At 49.8% G+C, this 15,160-nt stretch carries 16 protein-coding genes; 7 read left to right on the plus strand and 9 right to left on the minus strand.

Going from position 1 to position 15,160, the window contains the following annotated elements; all coding sequences use genetic code 11:
* Positions 1-113 precede the first annotated feature (113 nt).
* The 3 genes from CBE73_RS10260 to CBE73_RS10270 are packed head-to-tail and all read right to left on the minus strand — an operon-like array spanning position 114 to position 3,746.
* On the minus strand, positions 114-1,412 hold the full coding sequence (locus CBE73_RS10260) for an ABC transporter substrate-binding protein (protein WP_094094151.1): 1,299 nt from the start codon (positions 1,410-1,412) through the stop codon (positions 114-116).
* Between the two features lie 32 nt (positions 1,413-1,444).
* Complete coding sequence (locus tag CBE73_RS10265) at positions 1,445-2,590, minus strand: serine hydrolase domain-containing protein (protein WP_094094152.1); 1,146 nt, start codon at positions 2,588-2,590, stop codon at positions 1,445-1,447.
* The gene (locus CBE73_RS10270; RefSeq protein ID WP_094094153.1) at positions 2,577-3,746 is read right to left on the minus strand and encodes an exo-beta-N-acetylmuramidase NamZ family protein; all 1,170 of its coding nucleotides are present in this window, start codon (positions 3,744-3,746) and stop codon (positions 2,577-2,579) included. The genes CBE73_RS10265 and CBE73_RS10270 overlap by 14 nt, the downstream gene beginning before the upstream one ends.
* A 321-nt stretch (positions 3,747-4,067) precedes the next feature.
* Here CBE73_RS10270 and CBE73_RS10275 point away from each other — a divergent pair, with 321 nt between their 5' ends.
* The 6 genes from CBE73_RS10275 to CBE73_RS10300 all read left to right on the plus strand — a co-directional run bounded on the left by CBE73_RS10275 (position 4,068) and on the right by CBE73_RS10300 (position 8,803).
* A complete protein-coding gene (locus CBE73_RS10275) occupies positions 4,068-5,006 on the plus strand; it encodes a BadF/BadG/BcrA/BcrD ATPase family protein (RefSeq protein ID WP_157739488.1) in 939 nt (312 codons plus the stop codon).
* Positions 5,006-5,920 carry an N-acetylmuramic acid 6-phosphate etherase gene (gene murQ / locus CBE73_RS10280; RefSeq protein WP_094094155.1) on the plus strand — a complete coding sequence of 305 codons (915 nt, stop codon included), beginning with the start codon at positions 5,006-5,008 and terminating at the stop codon, positions 5,918-5,920. The genes CBE73_RS10275 and murQ overlap by 1 nt, the downstream gene beginning before the upstream one ends.
* 103 nt (positions 5,921-6,023) lie before the next feature.
* The gene (locus CBE73_RS10285) at positions 6,024-6,410 is read left to right on the plus strand and encodes a hypothetical protein (protein ID WP_094094156.1); all 387 of its coding nucleotides are present in this window, start codon (positions 6,024-6,026) and stop codon (positions 6,408-6,410) included.
* A 186-nt stretch (positions 6,411-6,596) separates the two neighbouring features.
* Entirely contained in the window at positions 6,597-7,091 is a 495-nt protein-coding gene (locus CBE73_RS10290; RefSeq protein WP_094094157.1) for a cation:proton antiporter regulatory subunit, read from the plus strand.
* A 1-nt stretch (position 7,092) separates the two neighbouring features.
* On the plus strand, positions 7,093-8,331 hold the full coding sequence (locus CBE73_RS10295; RefSeq protein WP_094094158.1) for a cation:proton antiporter: 1,239 nt from the start codon (positions 7,093-7,095) through the stop codon (positions 8,329-8,331).
* Between the two features lie 109 nt (positions 8,332-8,440).
* Positions 8,441-8,803 carry a hypothetical protein gene (locus CBE73_RS10300; protein WP_094094159.1) on the plus strand — a complete coding sequence of 121 codons (363 nt, stop codon included), beginning with the start codon at positions 8,441-8,443 and terminating at the stop codon, positions 8,801-8,803.
* 143 nt (positions 8,804-8,946) lie between these two features.
* On the opposite strand, the gene CBE73_RS10305 is transcribed toward CBE73_RS10300, so the two are convergent.
* The 6 genes from CBE73_RS10305 to CBE73_RS10330 all read right to left on the minus strand — a co-directional run bounded on the left by CBE73_RS10305 (position 8,947) and on the right by CBE73_RS10330 (position 14,218).
* Positions 8,947-9,837 carry a metallophosphoesterase family protein gene (locus tag CBE73_RS10305; RefSeq protein WP_094094160.1) on the minus strand — a complete coding sequence of 297 codons (891 nt, stop codon included), beginning with the start codon at positions 9,835-9,837 and terminating at the stop codon, positions 8,947-8,949.
* Positions 9,838-9,843: 6 nt separating this feature from the next.
* Positions 9,844-10,167, minus strand: a complete 324-nt coding sequence (locus CBE73_RS10310; RefSeq protein ID WP_094094161.1) for a DMT family transporter — start codon at positions 10,165-10,167, stop codon at positions 9,844-9,846.
* Positions 10,168-10,188: 21 nt separating this feature from the next.
* On the minus strand, positions 10,189-10,980 hold the full coding sequence (locus CBE73_RS10315) for an HAD family hydrolase (protein ID WP_094094162.1): 792 nt from the start codon (positions 10,978-10,980) through the stop codon (positions 10,189-10,191).
* A gap of 36 nt (positions 10,981-11,016) precedes the next feature.
* Positions 11,017-12,387 (minus strand): ABC transporter substrate-binding protein, encoded by a 1,371-nt coding sequence (locus tag CBE73_RS10320; protein ID WP_094094163.1) that lies wholly within the window; start codon positions 12,385-12,387, stop codon positions 11,017-11,019.
* 77 nt (positions 12,388-12,464) lie between these two features.
* Positions 12,465-13,307: a carbohydrate ABC transporter permease gene (locus tag CBE73_RS10325; protein ID WP_094094164.1), complete on the minus strand. Its 843-nt coding sequence runs from the start codon at positions 13,305-13,307 to the stop codon at positions 12,465-12,467.
* 29 nt (positions 13,308-13,336) lie between these two features.
* The gene (locus CBE73_RS10330; RefSeq protein WP_094094165.1) at positions 13,337-14,218 is read right to left on the minus strand and encodes a carbohydrate ABC transporter permease; all 882 of its coding nucleotides are present in this window, start codon (positions 14,216-14,218) and stop codon (positions 13,337-13,339) included.
* A gap of 218 nt (positions 14,219-14,436) precedes the next feature.
* Between CBE73_RS10330 and CBE73_RS10335 the strand changes: the two genes are divergently transcribed.
* Positions 14,437-15,060 carry a GbsR/MarR family transcriptional regulator gene (locus CBE73_RS10335; protein WP_229752833.1) on the plus strand — a complete coding sequence of 208 codons (624 nt, stop codon included), beginning with the start codon at positions 14,437-14,439 and terminating at the stop codon, positions 15,058-15,060.
* Positions 15,061-15,160: the final 100 nt, after the last annotated feature.

Raw genomic sequence — 15,160 nt, forward strand, 5'->3', positions numbered from 1 at the left:
TTTCTCTTTATTGCCGAATGACCCGTTGATCATCCCGGCCGTATGTTCCTATAACCTCTAAACATCCGGCCGTTATGATCAGTGATTAAGACGTTTTGTCGAAAACGTATACTTTACTTAAACCAGGTATCTGCGCTCTTCTGGACATCGGCGGCCACTTGCTCCGGCGTCATAGCATCGAGGAACATGCCCTGCAAATCCGTTTCCAAGGTTGATTTGGTAGTCGGATTGCCGGAATTCAGATTGGTAACTGCGAAATAGGGCTGGCCGTATTTCGAAGCCAGATCCGAGATGGCGTTCACCAGTTCGTCGTCCGTTGATACACCTGGAATCGGCGAAGGCGATTTCGTGCTGCCGAGGATCATACTTCCGTATTCTTTAGTCGTCATAAATTCCAGGACTTTGCGGGCAGCTTCTTTGTTTTTGGAGTTTTTGTTTATGGCAAAGCTGCCGTCTACCCAAGTGCTGACAGACGGCTCATCGCCCTCCTTCACCGGCGGCACCGCGAATGCTCCAATCTTGATTTCAGGGTTCAAGGCCTGAATCGAAGCAATTTCGAAGTGTCCGTCGATGACCATGCCAGCCTGGCCTGTAGCAAAGATCGTCCGGATATCCTCCATGCTGAGACCTTCAAAGTTGGCCGGGAAATAAGGCTGCAGGCTCTTTAACGCCTCGATGGAACTGATGTATTCCGGGCTGTCCAGCTTGGCTTCGCCTTTCAGGAATTTATCAACAAAGTCATGCCCATAAAACTGCGGAGCAATAGCACCGTGCATCAGGGACAATACCCAGCCTTCTTTGGAACCGAAGGCAAGCGGCGTCACATTGTTCGATTTCAGCGTATCCGCTAATTTGATGAATTCGTCCCACGTTTTAGGCTCCTGCAGATTGTATTTCGCAAAAATATCTTTATTGTAGAGAACTTGAGTGGAGCTCAGCATGTAAGGCACACCATATTGCTTGCCGTCAGATCCTTGAGCGGCCTTCAGCTGCTCAGGTGTAAACACATCCAGGCCCTTCAAATCGTCAATGGGCTCAAGATAATCGGCATCAGCTATAGTGGTACCTGCAGCATACGGGCGTAAATGGATGATATCGGCAGCCGTATCCGTACTCAGCGCCACATTAAGAGAAGTATTATATTCCGTAGCTTTTACCGGCTTGTAGTCAATCACGATTTCCGGCGCGGTCTTATTCAGTTCTGCCTGGAGCTGTTTATAAAATTCCTGCTCGCTGGCTTCCGCCCTCCAGGACGTAATACTGACAGTGACTTTAGCATCCGATGAAGCAGCTCCTCCGGTATTGGATGATGCCGCAGAGCCATTACTCCCGTTGTTTCCTCCGCATGCCGACAAAGCGACAGCTGTAGCAAAGGTTAGCAGGACAGTTGACATGGACTTGATTCTTTTCATTCCTATTCCTCCATTCCATATTGGGTTTAGCCTCATTCTTTAGTCAAATGATCAACGGCTTCAGCCGCTGCATCATGAAACGTTGTTCTAAGCCCTGTTAGATCCTGCTGCCTTCCAAAATGAACACGATTCGTCATAAGCACTGCGGCCATCCCACGCTGCGGATCCATATAAAGACTGGTTCCCGTAAATCCGGTATGTCCAAAAGAAAGATCAGAAAGCCGGCTTCCGGACACGTCATAGCGGTTTCCTTTGAGCACCCAGCCAAGACCACGGTTTGCCGGATCCAAACCGTTTCCCTGCCTCTTTTGTGCTTCGTTGATGACAAAACGAGACAAAATCGGTTTCCCTTCAAACTGTGTTTGTTCAGGCTCAAGCCATAGCTGGGCGTACTTCAACAAATCAGGGCAGGTGGCGAACAAGCCGGCATGTCCGCTGATCCCACCCAGAGCCCGGGCGTTCTCATCATGTACGATGCCTGTCCAGAAACCACCAAGCTTCTCGTTCCATTCTGTCGAGGCAATTCGAAACCTTAAGTCCGGGGACGGGCAAAAGCAGCTTTCCTTCATTTCAAGTGGAGAAAAAAGATACATTCGGGCCGCTTCGTTGATAGAAGTACCCAAGAGCCTCTCTGCGATAACTCCCAGCAAAATGAACCCCAAGTCGCTGTATACGGTCTCCGGACCACTAAACTCGACTTTATTCCCCAGGAAATGCAGGATCTGCTCCAGGTTCCAGGAGCTGCAGTGGAAATTCCACGTAGGCGGCAGCCCTGCCGTATGGCTTAGCAGCTGCCGTACCGTAATCCGGCTGCTTTCCGGGCTATTCAGCTCGGGAATATAAATGGAGGCCCGGTCATCCAAATCCAGCTTTCCCTGCTCCCACAACATCAGGATTAGCGGAAGGGTGACCGTCACCTTGGTCAGCGAAGCGCAGTCATACAGGGTATGAATCCCTGTATGACGTTCCTTTTCTCCTGCCTCGGCCAACCCGACTGCATAATATAGACAACCCTCTTTATAGCGGATGCCCGCTACACCTCCCGGAATCAATCCCTCCTGAACAGCATCTCGAAGCGGCTGCCAAATGCCCCGGAAACGCTCTCTGTAATCCGGCCCCCATGCCGTGCCGAGAGCCTCCCACTCCTCGTACCGTTCGCCCGGATCATGCTTCTTCATATAAGAGATACGGGCGGCGGATCTCCCGCCACTGTTCACTGTCCGCACGCCAGCCGTTCAGGATAGACCGCAGTCCCTCGAGATCGGCTGCTCTCAGCCTGACCTCGGCGGTACCGCTTAGAATATCAATAAAAAGTTTACCGTCTTCCCTGCCTCGCCACTCCAGCTTCTCCGGATGCAGCCGTAAAATCTGATGGAGCAGTGACAGCCCGCTTTCTACAGCTCTAAAGCTGTCACGATCCGACACATAAGTCATAATTCCGTTGCAAAGTTCCCCGGCATATTTATGGAAAGAGGGAGTAAAGGTTACCGGATGATAGTGCACCCCCGGGAGGTTTAAGTCCGCCATCATTTCTGCCAGCTTCCGATGGTCCAGCCACGGGGCTCCGATCATCTCAAAGGGTCTGGTCGTTCCACGGCCCTCCGACAGATTGGTACCTTCAAACAGGCAATTTCCCCCGTATATACGAACCGTTTCCATACTCGGCATGTTCGGAGACGGCATAATCCAGGGCAGCCCCGTATCCGGAAACTCCATGGACCGATTCCATCCTTCAAGAGGAATCACTTCCAAACGGCAAGGCTTCTCCATTTGGCCGTTTACAAGACGCGCAAACTCTCCGATCGTCATTCCGGTAAGAATCGGCATCCGCCAGGCACCAACCATCGATTCAAACTCTTCCTCCAATATACCTCCCTCAACCCGGTTCCCTCCGAGAGGATTAGGGCGATCCAGCACCAACAGCTCCACTCCGTAATCTGCGCAGGCCTCCATCACATAAACAAGTGTCGTCAAATAAGTATAGAACCTGACACCCAAATCCTGGATGTCATAGACGATCGCGTCCAGATTTTTCAAGCTTTCGGCGGTTGGCCTTCGGTTTGTCCCGTAAAGACTATATACCGGCAAGTCATATTCCGCATCCATTTCATCTTCAAACAGTACGCCCGCCTGTTTCTCATTCCGTAAACCATGCTCACAAGCAAAAAATGCAGTGAGCTGGCCCCCTTTTACGTTTCGGCAAAGATCAATCGTTGACCGGAAGCTGGAATCAATGCCCGTCGGATTGGTCAATAAAGCGAACCTTTTTCCATTCAAAAGCTTCGACCCTAGTCTTGTCAGTTGGTCAGCCCCGGTCTGAACGATTCCTGTCATTTGTAATCCCCCTCTCCAACAAAGATATGGTAACTTTCTTTACACCGAAAATTATAACAGTATAAAACAAAATTTCAATATAAAATTTTACTTCAAAATTAACAACAAATTGCACGACACAAAAACATATATATTAGAATCTATTTTATAATATAACCCTGATAAACCTTTATTTTATAGTGATTCTTAATATTTTTCATCCCGATAAGTAATTATTTTTTTGAAATTTTATTTTACATAAATGGATTTTTGACTTATTCTATTAATGTATTGAAAATGAATGTAAATTACATCTTATGTGATATCTGGAGCGGAGGGACTATGAGACACGTCATCGGAATAGATGGAGGCGGTACAAAAACCGAATTACAAGTGGCCGACCTAAGCGGGGATACGCTGATAACCCTTGGCGGGGGCTCCAGCAACGTAAAAGCGGTGGGGTTAAAGCGGGTATTGGAAGTCGTTCATCTTATGTTAGAAGAAATTTATAAAAAACACGGTCTCTTACCGAAAGACTGCATAGGCATCTGCCTTGGACTAGCGGGCACCGAGCAACAGGATGAAAGAAACGTTGTTGCCTCCCATGTCCGCCATTACTTTGAGAAACAAGGCCATACGGATATTGGAATCCAGGTTACAAACGATGCCGAAATCGCACTTGCGGCCGCTTTCGGGAAGAACCGAGGAGTGATGGCTATCAGCGGCACCGGATCCATCGTTTTCGGCATTGCCTCATCGGGAGAGCATCACCGCACTGGAGGATGGGGGCATCTGTTGGGGGATAAAGGAAGCGGCTATGAAATCGGCCTCTCCTCCCTTCAAGCCGTCATGTTAAGCTTCGATGGAGTAAAACCTCCAACCCTGCTTACCCCTTTCATCTTAAGAAAGTTAGGACTATCTGCTCCGCCGGAGCTTAGAAGCGTCATGTATCAATCCCACATCGAGAAGAAACATATCGCCGAGCTAGCCGAAGCCTGCATCCAAGCCGCCGAAGAACAGGATACAGCCGCTTTGCACATCTTGTGCACGGCCGCTGAAGATTTAGCAGCTTTGACAGCGGCACTTCGCAGACAGGACCTCTCATTCTCTGGTGTCCCCCAAGGAGTAACGGGGTCGATCTTCAAACACTCTTCGTTATTCCTGAACTTTTATAAAGAACAGCTCGAGAAGCATTGCGGATCTGTCTCCATCATCCAAACCGAGCATCGACCTGTCTATGGAGCCGTGAATCTGGCGTTACGATTGAAGGAGGGACCATAATGAAAGAACAATTGCATATGCTGGCGACCGAGCAGCAGAATCCGAATACTCGACATATTGACCGCCAGCCCCCGGAAGAAATGTTACGTCTGATCAATCAGGAGGACCATCTTGTTCCCCAAATCATCGAGCAATGTATCCCTGAAATTGCAAAAGCTGTCGTTGCCATTAGGGATGCCTTTGCCGCTGGCGGAAGACTGCTTTATTATGGAGCCGGAACAAGCGGGCGTTTAGGCATTCTGGATGCGGCAGAATGCCCGCCCACTTACGGAACGCCTCCCGAGCAAATCGTCGGGATGATTGCCGGCGGACAGCAGGCCATCCAGCATGCCGTGGAGGGCGCTGAAGATAATGAAGAGGCAGGCAGGATTGACGTAGAGCAGATGAAAGTGACCGCCTTGGACGTGGTCGTCGGCATATCGGCCAGCGGGCGTACCCCCTACGTGGTCGGCGCGATGAAGAAGGCATCCGAGCTCGGCTGCACCGTAGTGGGGATTGCCAATAACCGCAACTCTGTTATGAAGCAGATTGCTACCATCATGATCGAGGCCGAGGTAGGCCCAGAAGCGATCCTCGGCTCGACCCGAATGAAAGCCGGAACGGCACAGAAGCTCATTCTGAACATGTTGACCACTTCATCCATGATTCTCAGCGGCAAGGTATACGACAACCTGATGGTAGATATGCAGCCATCCAACCTAAAGCTTGTTGACCGGGCCAAACGTCTCATCGCTTTGGCCACTGGAGCGGATGACCATACAATAGAGCAGGCCTACGAAGCCTCAGGCCGAAATATCAAAGCAGCTATCGTCATGATACAGTCCGACTCTCATCCCGATCAGGCCAGAACCCTACTGGTGCAGTCAGGCGGATTCGTCGAAGAGGCCATTCGAATGGCTCGGTCGGAGGTTTAGAAGAACCCAGCTGTGTCCAAAGTCTCCCCGCCCATTTGTAGTGCCAAGTTCATCTATGCTATCCTTTTAATACAAATATTTAAGGCAAAGGAGGAGAGCGCTTATGAGGCAACGCCGATTGGGTTTCAACCCTCTGAGGCTGCTGTGCTTGTTAGCGCTCTCCTTTGTCCTTTTCCTGACCCCTTCCCACAGCGCCGCGGCGGCTGCCGTTTCTTCGTTCACCTGGGTTCATCCGATTGCGGAAACCAGTGACAGGACAGAATCCGAGGAAATGGAGAATTCCGTTCAGTTCCGTCCCGTTGTCCGCGCGTCCCTTCAGCATGTCCTCAAAGATACCCTGCGCTTTGCAGCGATGTTCCTGCTCATTCTATCTTTGCTGTGCTCCGCTTATCAGGCCTTATCTCTCATGGCCTTCCGCCCCATTATTTCAGGACGTATCAAACGAATCATGCTCCACCCTGTTAAATTCACCTCCAGATTTGTGGTTTAAATTCCTCTACAACCTATTCGGATGTTCCGGTATCCCGTTTAATGAAGCCCGATTTTGAAGCCAATTTTTTTGAAGGTATTCACGGGCCTGCCTTCATGCTGCCATTTTTCGAATTTCGATGCTGCACCTAAAGATATAAACGCTGGAACCGGAGGAATATAAACTTGAAACTGGAGGAAGATATAGATGAATTTGAAGGAAACCGACCTGCCGGGTATCGGCAAGAAATTTGTGATAGCCACCCGCAGCGGCGACAAGCTGGTGATTATCGTGCATGATGACGGAAGACGCGAGCTGTACCATTTTAATCATGACGATGCCGATGAAAGTATATCCATGGTTACGCTTGATGATGACGAAGCGAGACATATCTCCGCTATTGTGGGCGGGATCACCTATAAGCCCAAAGCACTGGAAACTATTGAAGTGGCACTGGATGATTTGATCATTGAATGGTACCGCATTGAAAGCGGCTTTAAATGCATCGGGCTTTCCATTGGCGAATTAAATGTAAGACAACAAAGCGGTGCAACCATCATTGCCTTGATCGACCCTAAAAAAGGGAAAACCATCAATCCGGGTCCAGATGTCGTCATTACAGAAGGCACGCTGTTAGTTGCCCTGGGCGAACGCCAGCATCAGAAGCAGCTCCGTCAAGTCCTCTTGAACGGAGGCGGTTAATTTGGACCATCTGATATTTGAAATCGGATTGGCTGTAGCTTTGATCGCCGTTGGGGGTTTCCTATCCGGCAAACTCAAATTTTCGGTCGTTCCGTTCTACATCCTCATCGGCATGGCTGTCGGACCACATGCGGGTCAAATCTGGCATCTGGACTTTCGATTTATCGAAAGTGCGCCGTTGATTGAATTTATGGGCCGAATCGGTGTATTGTTTCTACTTTTCTATTTAGGATTGGAATTTTCGATAGGACGGCTGATCAAATCAGGAAAATCCATTGCCGTTGGCGGAACCATTTACATTGTCATAAACTTTACGCTTGGACTTTTGTTTGGCTGGGGTGCCGGGTTCCCTCTTCAGGAAACGTTGGTCGTCGCCGGGATCACAACCATCTCTTCAAGCGCAATTGTGGCCAAGGTACTGGTTGACCTGAAACGAACGGCAAATCCTGAAACGGAAATGATCTTGGGGATCATTATGTTCGAAGACGTTTTTCTCGCCGTTTATATATCTATCTTATCCGGTCTGGTGCTCAGCGGGTCAACCACCCTTGGGGGCGTGTTATTGTCGGCCCTGTTGGCTCTTGGCTTCATGCTGACGCTCCTGATTGTCGGTCGCAAAGCCGTGCCTTTGCTGAATAAATGGCTGAACGTTTCCAGCAATGAGCTGTTTGCCTTGATTATCTTTGCTTTGCTGTTCATCATAGCCGGTTTCTCGGAGACTATTCACGTTGCCGAAGCGATCGGTGCGCTGCTGGTTGGCCTGATTCTCGCCGAAACCGAGCACGTCCACCGAATAGAACGCCTGATCATTCCGTTTCGGGACTTTTTCGGGGCGATCTTCTTCTTCAGCTTTGGCCTCACCATCGACCCTCTCGCCCTGGGAGGCGCCTTGTGGTATTCGCTTGGAGCGGTAATCGTGACTTTAATCGGCAACTTTATAGCAGGCATGATTGCCGGACGGAGCGCCGGCCTATCCGCTAAAGCTTCCTCCAATATTGGTTTAACGATCGTATCGCGGGGAGAATTCTCAATCATTGTCGCCAATTTGGGCAAAGCCGGCGGTCTTCTGCCGCTGATCCAGCCCTTTGCGGCTCTGTATGTGCTGATTCTGGCGATTCTCGGACCGCTTCTCACCAAAGAAAGCAAACATGTTTATAAGCTGCTGAACCGGATCTTCAAATGGGAGAAACGAAATCGGACGGAGGAGAAAGCAGCCTTAGGCGATGAACCAGCCGGCTAAGGCCTAGCTCAATACAGTTCCAGAACAATTCAATTTATTCAGCTCCTGAATAAATAAGCTCCTGAAGTTTCTGGATCCCGCTTCCTGCTCCGCCACTGGGAGGCTTATCATGGATACATTCCCGAATCCGGGTGAACTTTCCCCGATCGAAGCTTTGGAGACAACGGACGGCGAACCATTCATAGGGTTCATCTTTGTTGTAGCCGTTCTACTCTTCGTTTATATTTGCATGATCAAAAAGGCAGGCTTCGCCGCCCCCAAAACGGCGCGCATCTACTGCCACCAGCATACTGAGGTCGCTTTAGCAATCAAACAAAGGTTAAACCGCGAGGCCCGGTTAATTTCTCCACCGTCACAATCAGGCTCCAAAGCCCTGCTCTGCTGCGACACCAACCGGCTCGAAATCACCAGGCTTGCGGCCGTGGCTAAGCTGGCTGACCCGGCTTGCGATATCGAAATAACCGACTATTGAGTTCACGTCGTTCTAACTCTGTTAGAAACAAGTTGACAGAAACAAATCAAAACACGCTTGCTTGGGCCGATAGCCGTGCTTCAAGCAAGCGTGTTTTTTGGGGGGAAATGTACTTTGGAGCTTATATCCTTAAATTATTATCTTTACATCTTTATCTTACTGCCAGTATCAACACGGTATTGCGCTGCTTCAATCCACTGGCCCGCGGCAAAATCCCGCCCTTTAACCCGAACATGATCCGGATAAACCTCGACAAAAAATCCCTGACTCCCGGCCTTATGTTCATCTTCATCCGTCCACAAGTAAGCCACGGAGGCTGCGTTTAACATATGAGGCAGCTGCCCGCTTCCGCCGTCGAAATGGCAGTTGGGCGCTTCCATCTCCCAGTGAGTATGTCCGGTGAACAGAATAACTTGCGGATGTTTGGCCAATACGGCCTTCAGCTCTTGATCTTCCGTCACCCCGTACCATTCCTGTGCTTCATAAGAGCCCGAGGTGGTATTCATCAAAGGCTGGTGCAGAAATACAAAAACCGGCTTCCCCTCTTCAGCCTGCTCTTCCAGCTTTAGGTCCAGCCATTCAAGCTGCTCCGCCGATAAAGAGCAAAAGGTCATTAAACCCTTTTCCGTTCCCAGAAAAATAAAATGATGCCCCTTGATCCAATGGTCATGGTAAGGCCCCGGCATAGCCGTTGCGGCCAGAAATTTATCCAGACGGTCCGGCCAGACGCCGATTCCCAGACCCACATCATGGTTGCCCGTGGTGGATATAGGAAGGGGCAGCGTCCCGGCATGACGTCTCCAAATACGCTGCCATTCTTCATATTCCAGAGGAGAACCGTGATCGGTAACGTCTCCGACGTGCATGATTCCGTCCGTATCCGGCGCCTGTTCGGCAATATCCAGCAGCGCACGTTCCAGATTTTTATTGTAGGTATGACCGGGATCTTCCGTCACATGGGTATCGGTTATGACCTGAAAGGATAATAGAGGTCCTCCGTCTGCTCCAGCTGGATGGTTCGTTCTATCTATCATAATCGATCAGCCTCCTTTAATACTCATGTTTAAACCTACTATCCCGACAACAATGATAATGATCCATAACATTGCAGATAACGGCAGTTTCTCTTGAAACACGATAACTCCCGCCAGGGAGATCAAAACAATTCCGATGCCCGACCATGTTGCGTATACGATGCTGATCTTCATGTATTTCAGCGCATAATTCAAAAATGTAAAACTCGCTCCATAGAAAATAAACATCAGCATGGAAGGAATCCACCGGGCGAAGCCGTTCGACAGCTTCATGGACAATGTACCAGAGAGCTCCAGGACAATGGCCAATAGTAAGAACAACCACCCCATACCTTTTCCACCTTCCAGCACTTATCTCACTTGTTCTTTCAGGAACTCCAGCTCCGAATAGGATCTGATCACCCAATCAGCCTCCTGGAATTCTCCTCTACTCATGCCCTTGGGACTACCGCTGATATCAAGGCCAACCGCTAATGCTCCTGCAGCTTTGCCCATCATCATATCTCCGTTTGTATCGCCGATCACGACGGAGGTTTCCGGGCGAATACCCATTCTCCGGCAGGCTTCTTCCACCATATCCGGGAAGGGTTTACTTTGCTGAACCTGATCAGCTCCCATGCACACCGAGAAATAACAGCTAATACCCAGCCAATCCAGATGCTTAACTGCGGCAGCCGTTTCATCGGAGGTAACCAGCCCAACCGGCACTCCCGCTTCCCGGCAGTTCTCCAGAAACTCCAGCACGCCCGGCAGCAGCCGCACGGCTTTCTCCTGTTCAAGCGCAGTATCTGCCTCCAACCGGCACCGGGCGGCGAGCCTCTTGGCTTCTGCCCAGGACAGGCCTCTTCGAAAGCCTTCCCACGCCAGCAGCGTTAGAAGCTCCTCAAGGGTCCCCATGGAGAGGGGGCCGTTGCGGTCATAACCGCTGACGGCCCCTTGCTCATTTTTCCGAATTCCCCATCCGGCCAACATCCCGCTCACCAGAGGTTCTAACTGCCTTGCTTCCAGCTCCCTGGAGAATCGGGCGAGCAAAAGCTCGCCCCATCGTGCCCAGGTATACACAAAATCAAGAATGGTGCCGTCCTTATCAAGCAGAACGGCCTGAATCTTATAAACCTGTCCGCCAACCTTTACTTTAGGCATGGATGTTTCCTTCCGAGAGATATATGATTTCACTCTTTATTTGTTTAAAGCATCAAGCGCACGCTGTGCCGTCTCTTTGGCTTCCTTTAGCGCCTTCTCTGCCGGCGTATTGCCAATTTCTACTTTGTCCGCCGCAATCTTCAGGGCATCCACAATTTTTCCGCCGGTTGGATCCTGGAACGGTTCGGAACCATGCGTAGCTTGCTTAAGCGGAATCGTTGCCTGCGGATTTTGTTCACTATAGGCTACGAAATCCGGATTCTCAAGCGCAGACTGACGCACAGCAATGTATCCGGTATTCATCGACCAGAACGCCGTATTCTCCGGACTCATGAAGAACGTAAACCATTTTATCGCTGCCTGCTGCTGCTCCGGACTGGCTTTTGCCGGAATGCCTGCCAGAATGGCCTGAGCCACCGGCTTACCTGGACCTACACCTTCCCACCCCGGCTGTTCCATAGCGGCTACGACATTAAAGTCAAGATCGCCTTGGTCACCGCTGGAACCGGTATATCCGGCAGCTTGTCCTTTCATGACGTCATCAATCGTCTTATACCAATATTCCCAGCCTTGGCCGCCTGAATGGATACGCATGATTTTGTCTTCAAAAATCCACTTGCGGAACATATCCCAGGTTTCGATCCATTCCGGAGAATCGATCAGTACCGTTTTGCCGTCATCACTGATGATCTTACCACCTTTGCTGTATACCGCATCTATCAGGTTATCCGCGCCCCACATCGGTTCCCAGCCATAGAAGGTGGTTTTGTCTCCTTCTTTGACCGTCATTTTTGCAGCCGCTTCTCCAAGCTTCTCCCAGGTCGTCAGCTCTTCCGGTTTGATTCCGTTTTTCTCCAAAGCGTCCTTCCGGAAATACATCACCTGCGTAGTCCCGTACATCGGCAGGAAATATTGTTTCCCGTCTACCTTGCCTTGCTCAAGGAATGTCTGTACGACATCACTCGCATTAAAATCAGAATCTGCCGCGAGCAGATCATCCAGCGAGGCGTAATATCCTTTACGCGCCCAGTCGACGTTAGAGGACAAGACCGCTGCCGGAACGTTACCTGAGGCAATCGCCGCCTGAAGTTTCTGCTCCGTCTCGGAATAATCAGCCTGAACTACCGGCTTTACGATCACTTCCTGCTGGGAAGCGTTAAATTTATCGATTAAGGTCTGCATATTCTCACCCAGCTTGCCGCCAAGTCCATACCAGAATTCAATAGTAACGGGTTCCTTGGCAGGCTCGGTGGATGCCCCTCCGTTCGAACCGGTATTGGACGAGCTTGACTCTGTACCCGCTGCATCAGCTTGTCCGGCGTTGGCCCCTGAATGGGAACCGCAAGCTGCCAGGGAGAACACCGATAACAGCAGCAGCAAACTCAACAATGATTTTTTCAACTTCATCTCTTTTTTCCCTCCACTAATCTTTTTTTTTGCAAAACCGACGTAATAGCTTGGCTGGAAGCCGGGGATTAGTCCCCTTAACCTTTGGTAGCACCGGCAGACAGGTTAACGCTTCGCATGATGGTGTTCTGTGTAAAGGTAAACAGAATCAGCAGAGGAATAATGGTAAAGGCGCTTGCCGCCATAATGAGCGGCCACTTCAGCCCGTAAGCACCTCCCTCCACAAAAAAGCTGCGCAGGCCCGCCGATACGAGCTGCAGATTAGAGCTTTTGGTAATGAGCATCGGCCAGAAATAATTGTTGTACTGCTCGATGAAAGTAATCAATCCAAGTACGGAGAAAGATGCCCGCGTTAGTGGAAATAAAATCGTACTCAGGATTCGGAAATGGGAAGCTCCGTCTACCTGTCCCGCTTCAATCAATTCATGAGACACCTGCAGAAAGGCCTGACGGATCAGAAAGATCGAAAAGACACTTACGCAGTTGGATAAAATTAACCCGGTATAGGAATCCAGCAGTCCGAGTTTGCTCAATACGATATATCCAGGCAAGTAGACCGCAGTGGCGGGAATCATATATCCCAATAACACAATAGCCGTAAAAAAACCCTTCAGCCGGAACTTCATATGGGTCAGCGCATAAGCCATCATTCCCGAGTTCACCACCTGCAGGATGACGATAGAAACGGCCACAAAGACGCTGTTCAGGATATAACGGTCAAAAGCGGCTGCGTGCCAGGCTTCGGCAAATTGTTCCCATCTCGGCTGGTGCGGCCATAAGGTCGGGGGGAACTGCCAGATTTCATCGTTATTTTTTAAGGCGCTGGTAGCCATCCAATAGAATGGAAATGCCATAACCACCGAAGCAATGGCCAGCATGAAATGATTGAGAGATTTACCCAAGATTTTGTATCCCGTCATGGTTGTTTGCTCACTCCTTTCTAACAGACTTACGAATAATGCACGGTCCGGCGCCCCACCCAGAAAGAAAGCAGCGACAGGACAATACACCCGCCAACCAAGGTGACAGCTACTGAGGAAGCTTGGCCGATTTGAAATGACTCGAAGGCAGACTGATAATAGAGATACAGAAGCGTCCGGGTCGATCCGGCCGGTCCGCCTTGGGTGAGCACATTGATCTGATCATATGCTTGTATGGACTGGATCAGCTGCATGATCACCAGGAAGAAGGTAATCGGCGAGATCAGCGGCAGGGTTACATGCCAGAAACGGCGTACCCGGTTTGCCCCATCAAGCCCGGCGGCTTCCAGCAGATCCTTAGGAACATTCCGGAGCGCAACCAGATAGAAGACCATGGCCCAGCCGGCCGACTTCCAAATCGTAACCAGCAAAATGCCGACCAATGCCCAGTTGGAATCTTCCAGCCAACGTACTCCGGAGAACCCCACAGCCTTCAATAAGGTATTGGCCAGTCCAACATCCGGTTCAAAAATCCATGACCAAACGATCGAAACAGCAACCGTTGGGGTCACCCATGGCGAGAACAATAACACCCGGTAAATCGGGCCGCCTTTGATCTTTCCGTTTAGCAGAAGGGCCAGCCCGAGTCCCACGACCACAATCGGTATGACACTGCCCAGGCAAAACAAAATGGTGACTCTGAGCGATTGATAGAATGCCGGGTCCGCGAACAGCTCCTTGAAATTCCCCAGACCTACAAAGGTCTTGACAGGACTCATAAAATCCCATTCCATAAAACTTAGGTAGAAGACGTACCCAAGGGGGAAAAACCAGAACAACGCTAACGGAACCATAGCCGGTAAGGTAAAGAGCAGTGCTTTCAGCTCTTCTACCCATCTGAATCTTTTCATCTCTTCTCCTCTTGTTCAGTATTTTTTGAATATTATCTTTAAACAAGCTTTTTAACGCCATATTTCTTGTTTGTTCAAAAAATATTGTACGTTCATTCTTAGAGACAAGGGTTATCTCTACGTGAAAGTTAGATCAATTTTGTGTAAAATTTAGGAGTAGCAGGTGACTGCATTTTACCCAAGGCGGTGGAATTGTGAAGAAAGATCACTCCGGAAAAATGAAAGAGCCCTCCAGTCCTTCTGAAGAGCTCCGTTCAAAAGTCATAGACGCCATTGCCCAAACGATGGATTTGTATGGTGCCAATTATTCATATGGGCAGCTTTACGGCATTATGTTTTTTGAAGATCGTCCTATGACGCTCGAGGAAATGCAGGAATACATGAACATGAGCAAGAGCAGCATGAGTTATGCAGTCCGCTCTCTGATGGAATCCAGAATGGTGTCCAAGCTTGACGAGAAAGAGGAACGGAAAGATTTATATGTAGCGGAGACGGACTTTTTCAAAGCGTTCCAGTCCTTTTTTACAACCAAGCTGCAGCGGGAAATCGATGTCATGAGGCAAGTTATTTCCGAGGTCAGCCCCCAGCTGTCCGAAATCATTTTGGATATTGATACGCCGGAAGCCGAGCGGCAAGCCGGTTTAAAAGATCTGCACAAGCTGCGACACGCCGCCAACTACTATGAATGGCTGCAGCAATTTGTCGACGGCCTGCAGAACGGAACTTATTTTGATGATCTAAAACAAAGAGCTGTGGCGCTTAAACCTGATTCATCTAAAGCTGACTCCCTTTCAACCCTGACTCCAGATCCACATGAGGCTGATCCCCGGAATCTTCATTAATCCTCCCCCCCCCGCCTTCAAGTCTTGCAAAAAGAATAAGCCTTCAAGATCGCAAGCTGCGATTTTGAAGGCTTTGTTGTATAAGTTCTCTGTTTCAAGC

Origin of the sequence: Paenibacillus physcomitrellae (assembly GCF_002240225.1) — a bacterium.
Taxonomy (GTDB): domain Bacteria; phylum Bacillota; class Bacilli; order Paenibacillales; family Paenibacillaceae; genus Fontibacillus; species Fontibacillus physcomitrellae.

Excerpts from the sequence above, each read along its gene's own strand:
- CBE73_RS10285 (WP_094094156.1), top strand. The coding sequence starts at position 6,024 with ATGAGGCAACGCCGATTGGGTTTCAACCCTCTGAGGCTGCTGTGCTTG.
- CBE73_RS10290 (WP_094094157.1), top strand. The coding sequence starts at position 6,597 with ATGAATTTGAAGGAAACCGACCTGCCGGGTATCGGCAAGAAATTTGTG.
- CBE73_RS10330 (WP_094094165.1), bottom strand. The coding sequence starts at position 14,218 with ATGAAAAGATTCAGATGGGTAGAAGAGCTGAAAGCACTGCTCTTTACC.
- CBE73_RS10300 (WP_094094159.1), top strand. The coding sequence starts at position 8,441 with ATGGATACATTCCCGAATCCGGGTGAACTTTCCCCGATCGAAGCTTTG.
- CBE73_RS10270 (WP_094094153.1), bottom strand. The coding sequence starts at position 3,746 with ATGACAGGAATCGTTCAGACCGGGGCTGACCAACTGACAAGACTAGGG.
- CBE73_RS10265 (WP_094094152.1), bottom strand. The coding sequence starts at position 2,590 with ATGAAGAAGCATGATCCGGGCGAACGGTACGAGGAGTGGGAGGCTCTC.
- CBE73_RS10335 (WP_229752833.1), top strand. The coding sequence starts at position 14,437 with ATGAAAGAGCCCTCCAGTCCTTCTGAAGAGCTCCGTTCAAAAGTCATA.
- CBE73_RS10260 (WP_094094151.1), bottom strand. The coding sequence starts at position 1,412 with ATGAAAAGAATCAAGTCCATGTCAACTGTCCTGCTAACCTTTGCTACA.
- CBE73_RS10320 (WP_094094163.1), bottom strand. The coding sequence starts at position 12,387 with ATGAAGTTGAAAAAATCATTGTTGAGTTTGCTGCTGCTGTTATCGGTG.
- CBE73_RS10325 (WP_094094164.1), bottom strand. The coding sequence starts at position 13,307 with ATGACGGGATACAAAATCTTGGGTAAATCTCTCAATCATTTCATGCTG.
- CBE73_RS10310 (WP_094094161.1), bottom strand. The coding sequence starts at position 10,167 with ATGGGGTGGTTGTTCTTACTATTGGCCATTGTCCTGGAGCTCTCTGGT.
- CBE73_RS10275 (WP_157739488.1), top strand. The coding sequence starts at position 4,068 with ATGAGACACGTCATCGGAATAGATGGAGGCGGTACAAAAACCGAATTA.
- CBE73_RS10315 (WP_094094162.1), bottom strand. The coding sequence starts at position 10,980 with ATGCCTAAAGTAAAGGTTGGCGGACAGGTTTATAAGATTCAGGCCGTT.
- murQ (WP_094094155.1), top strand. The coding sequence starts at position 5,006 with ATGAAAGAACAATTGCATATGCTGGCGACCGAGCAGCAGAATCCGAAT.
- CBE73_RS10305 (WP_094094160.1), bottom strand. The coding sequence starts at position 9,837 with ATGATAGATAGAACGAACCATCCAGCTGGAGCAGACGGAGGACCTCTA.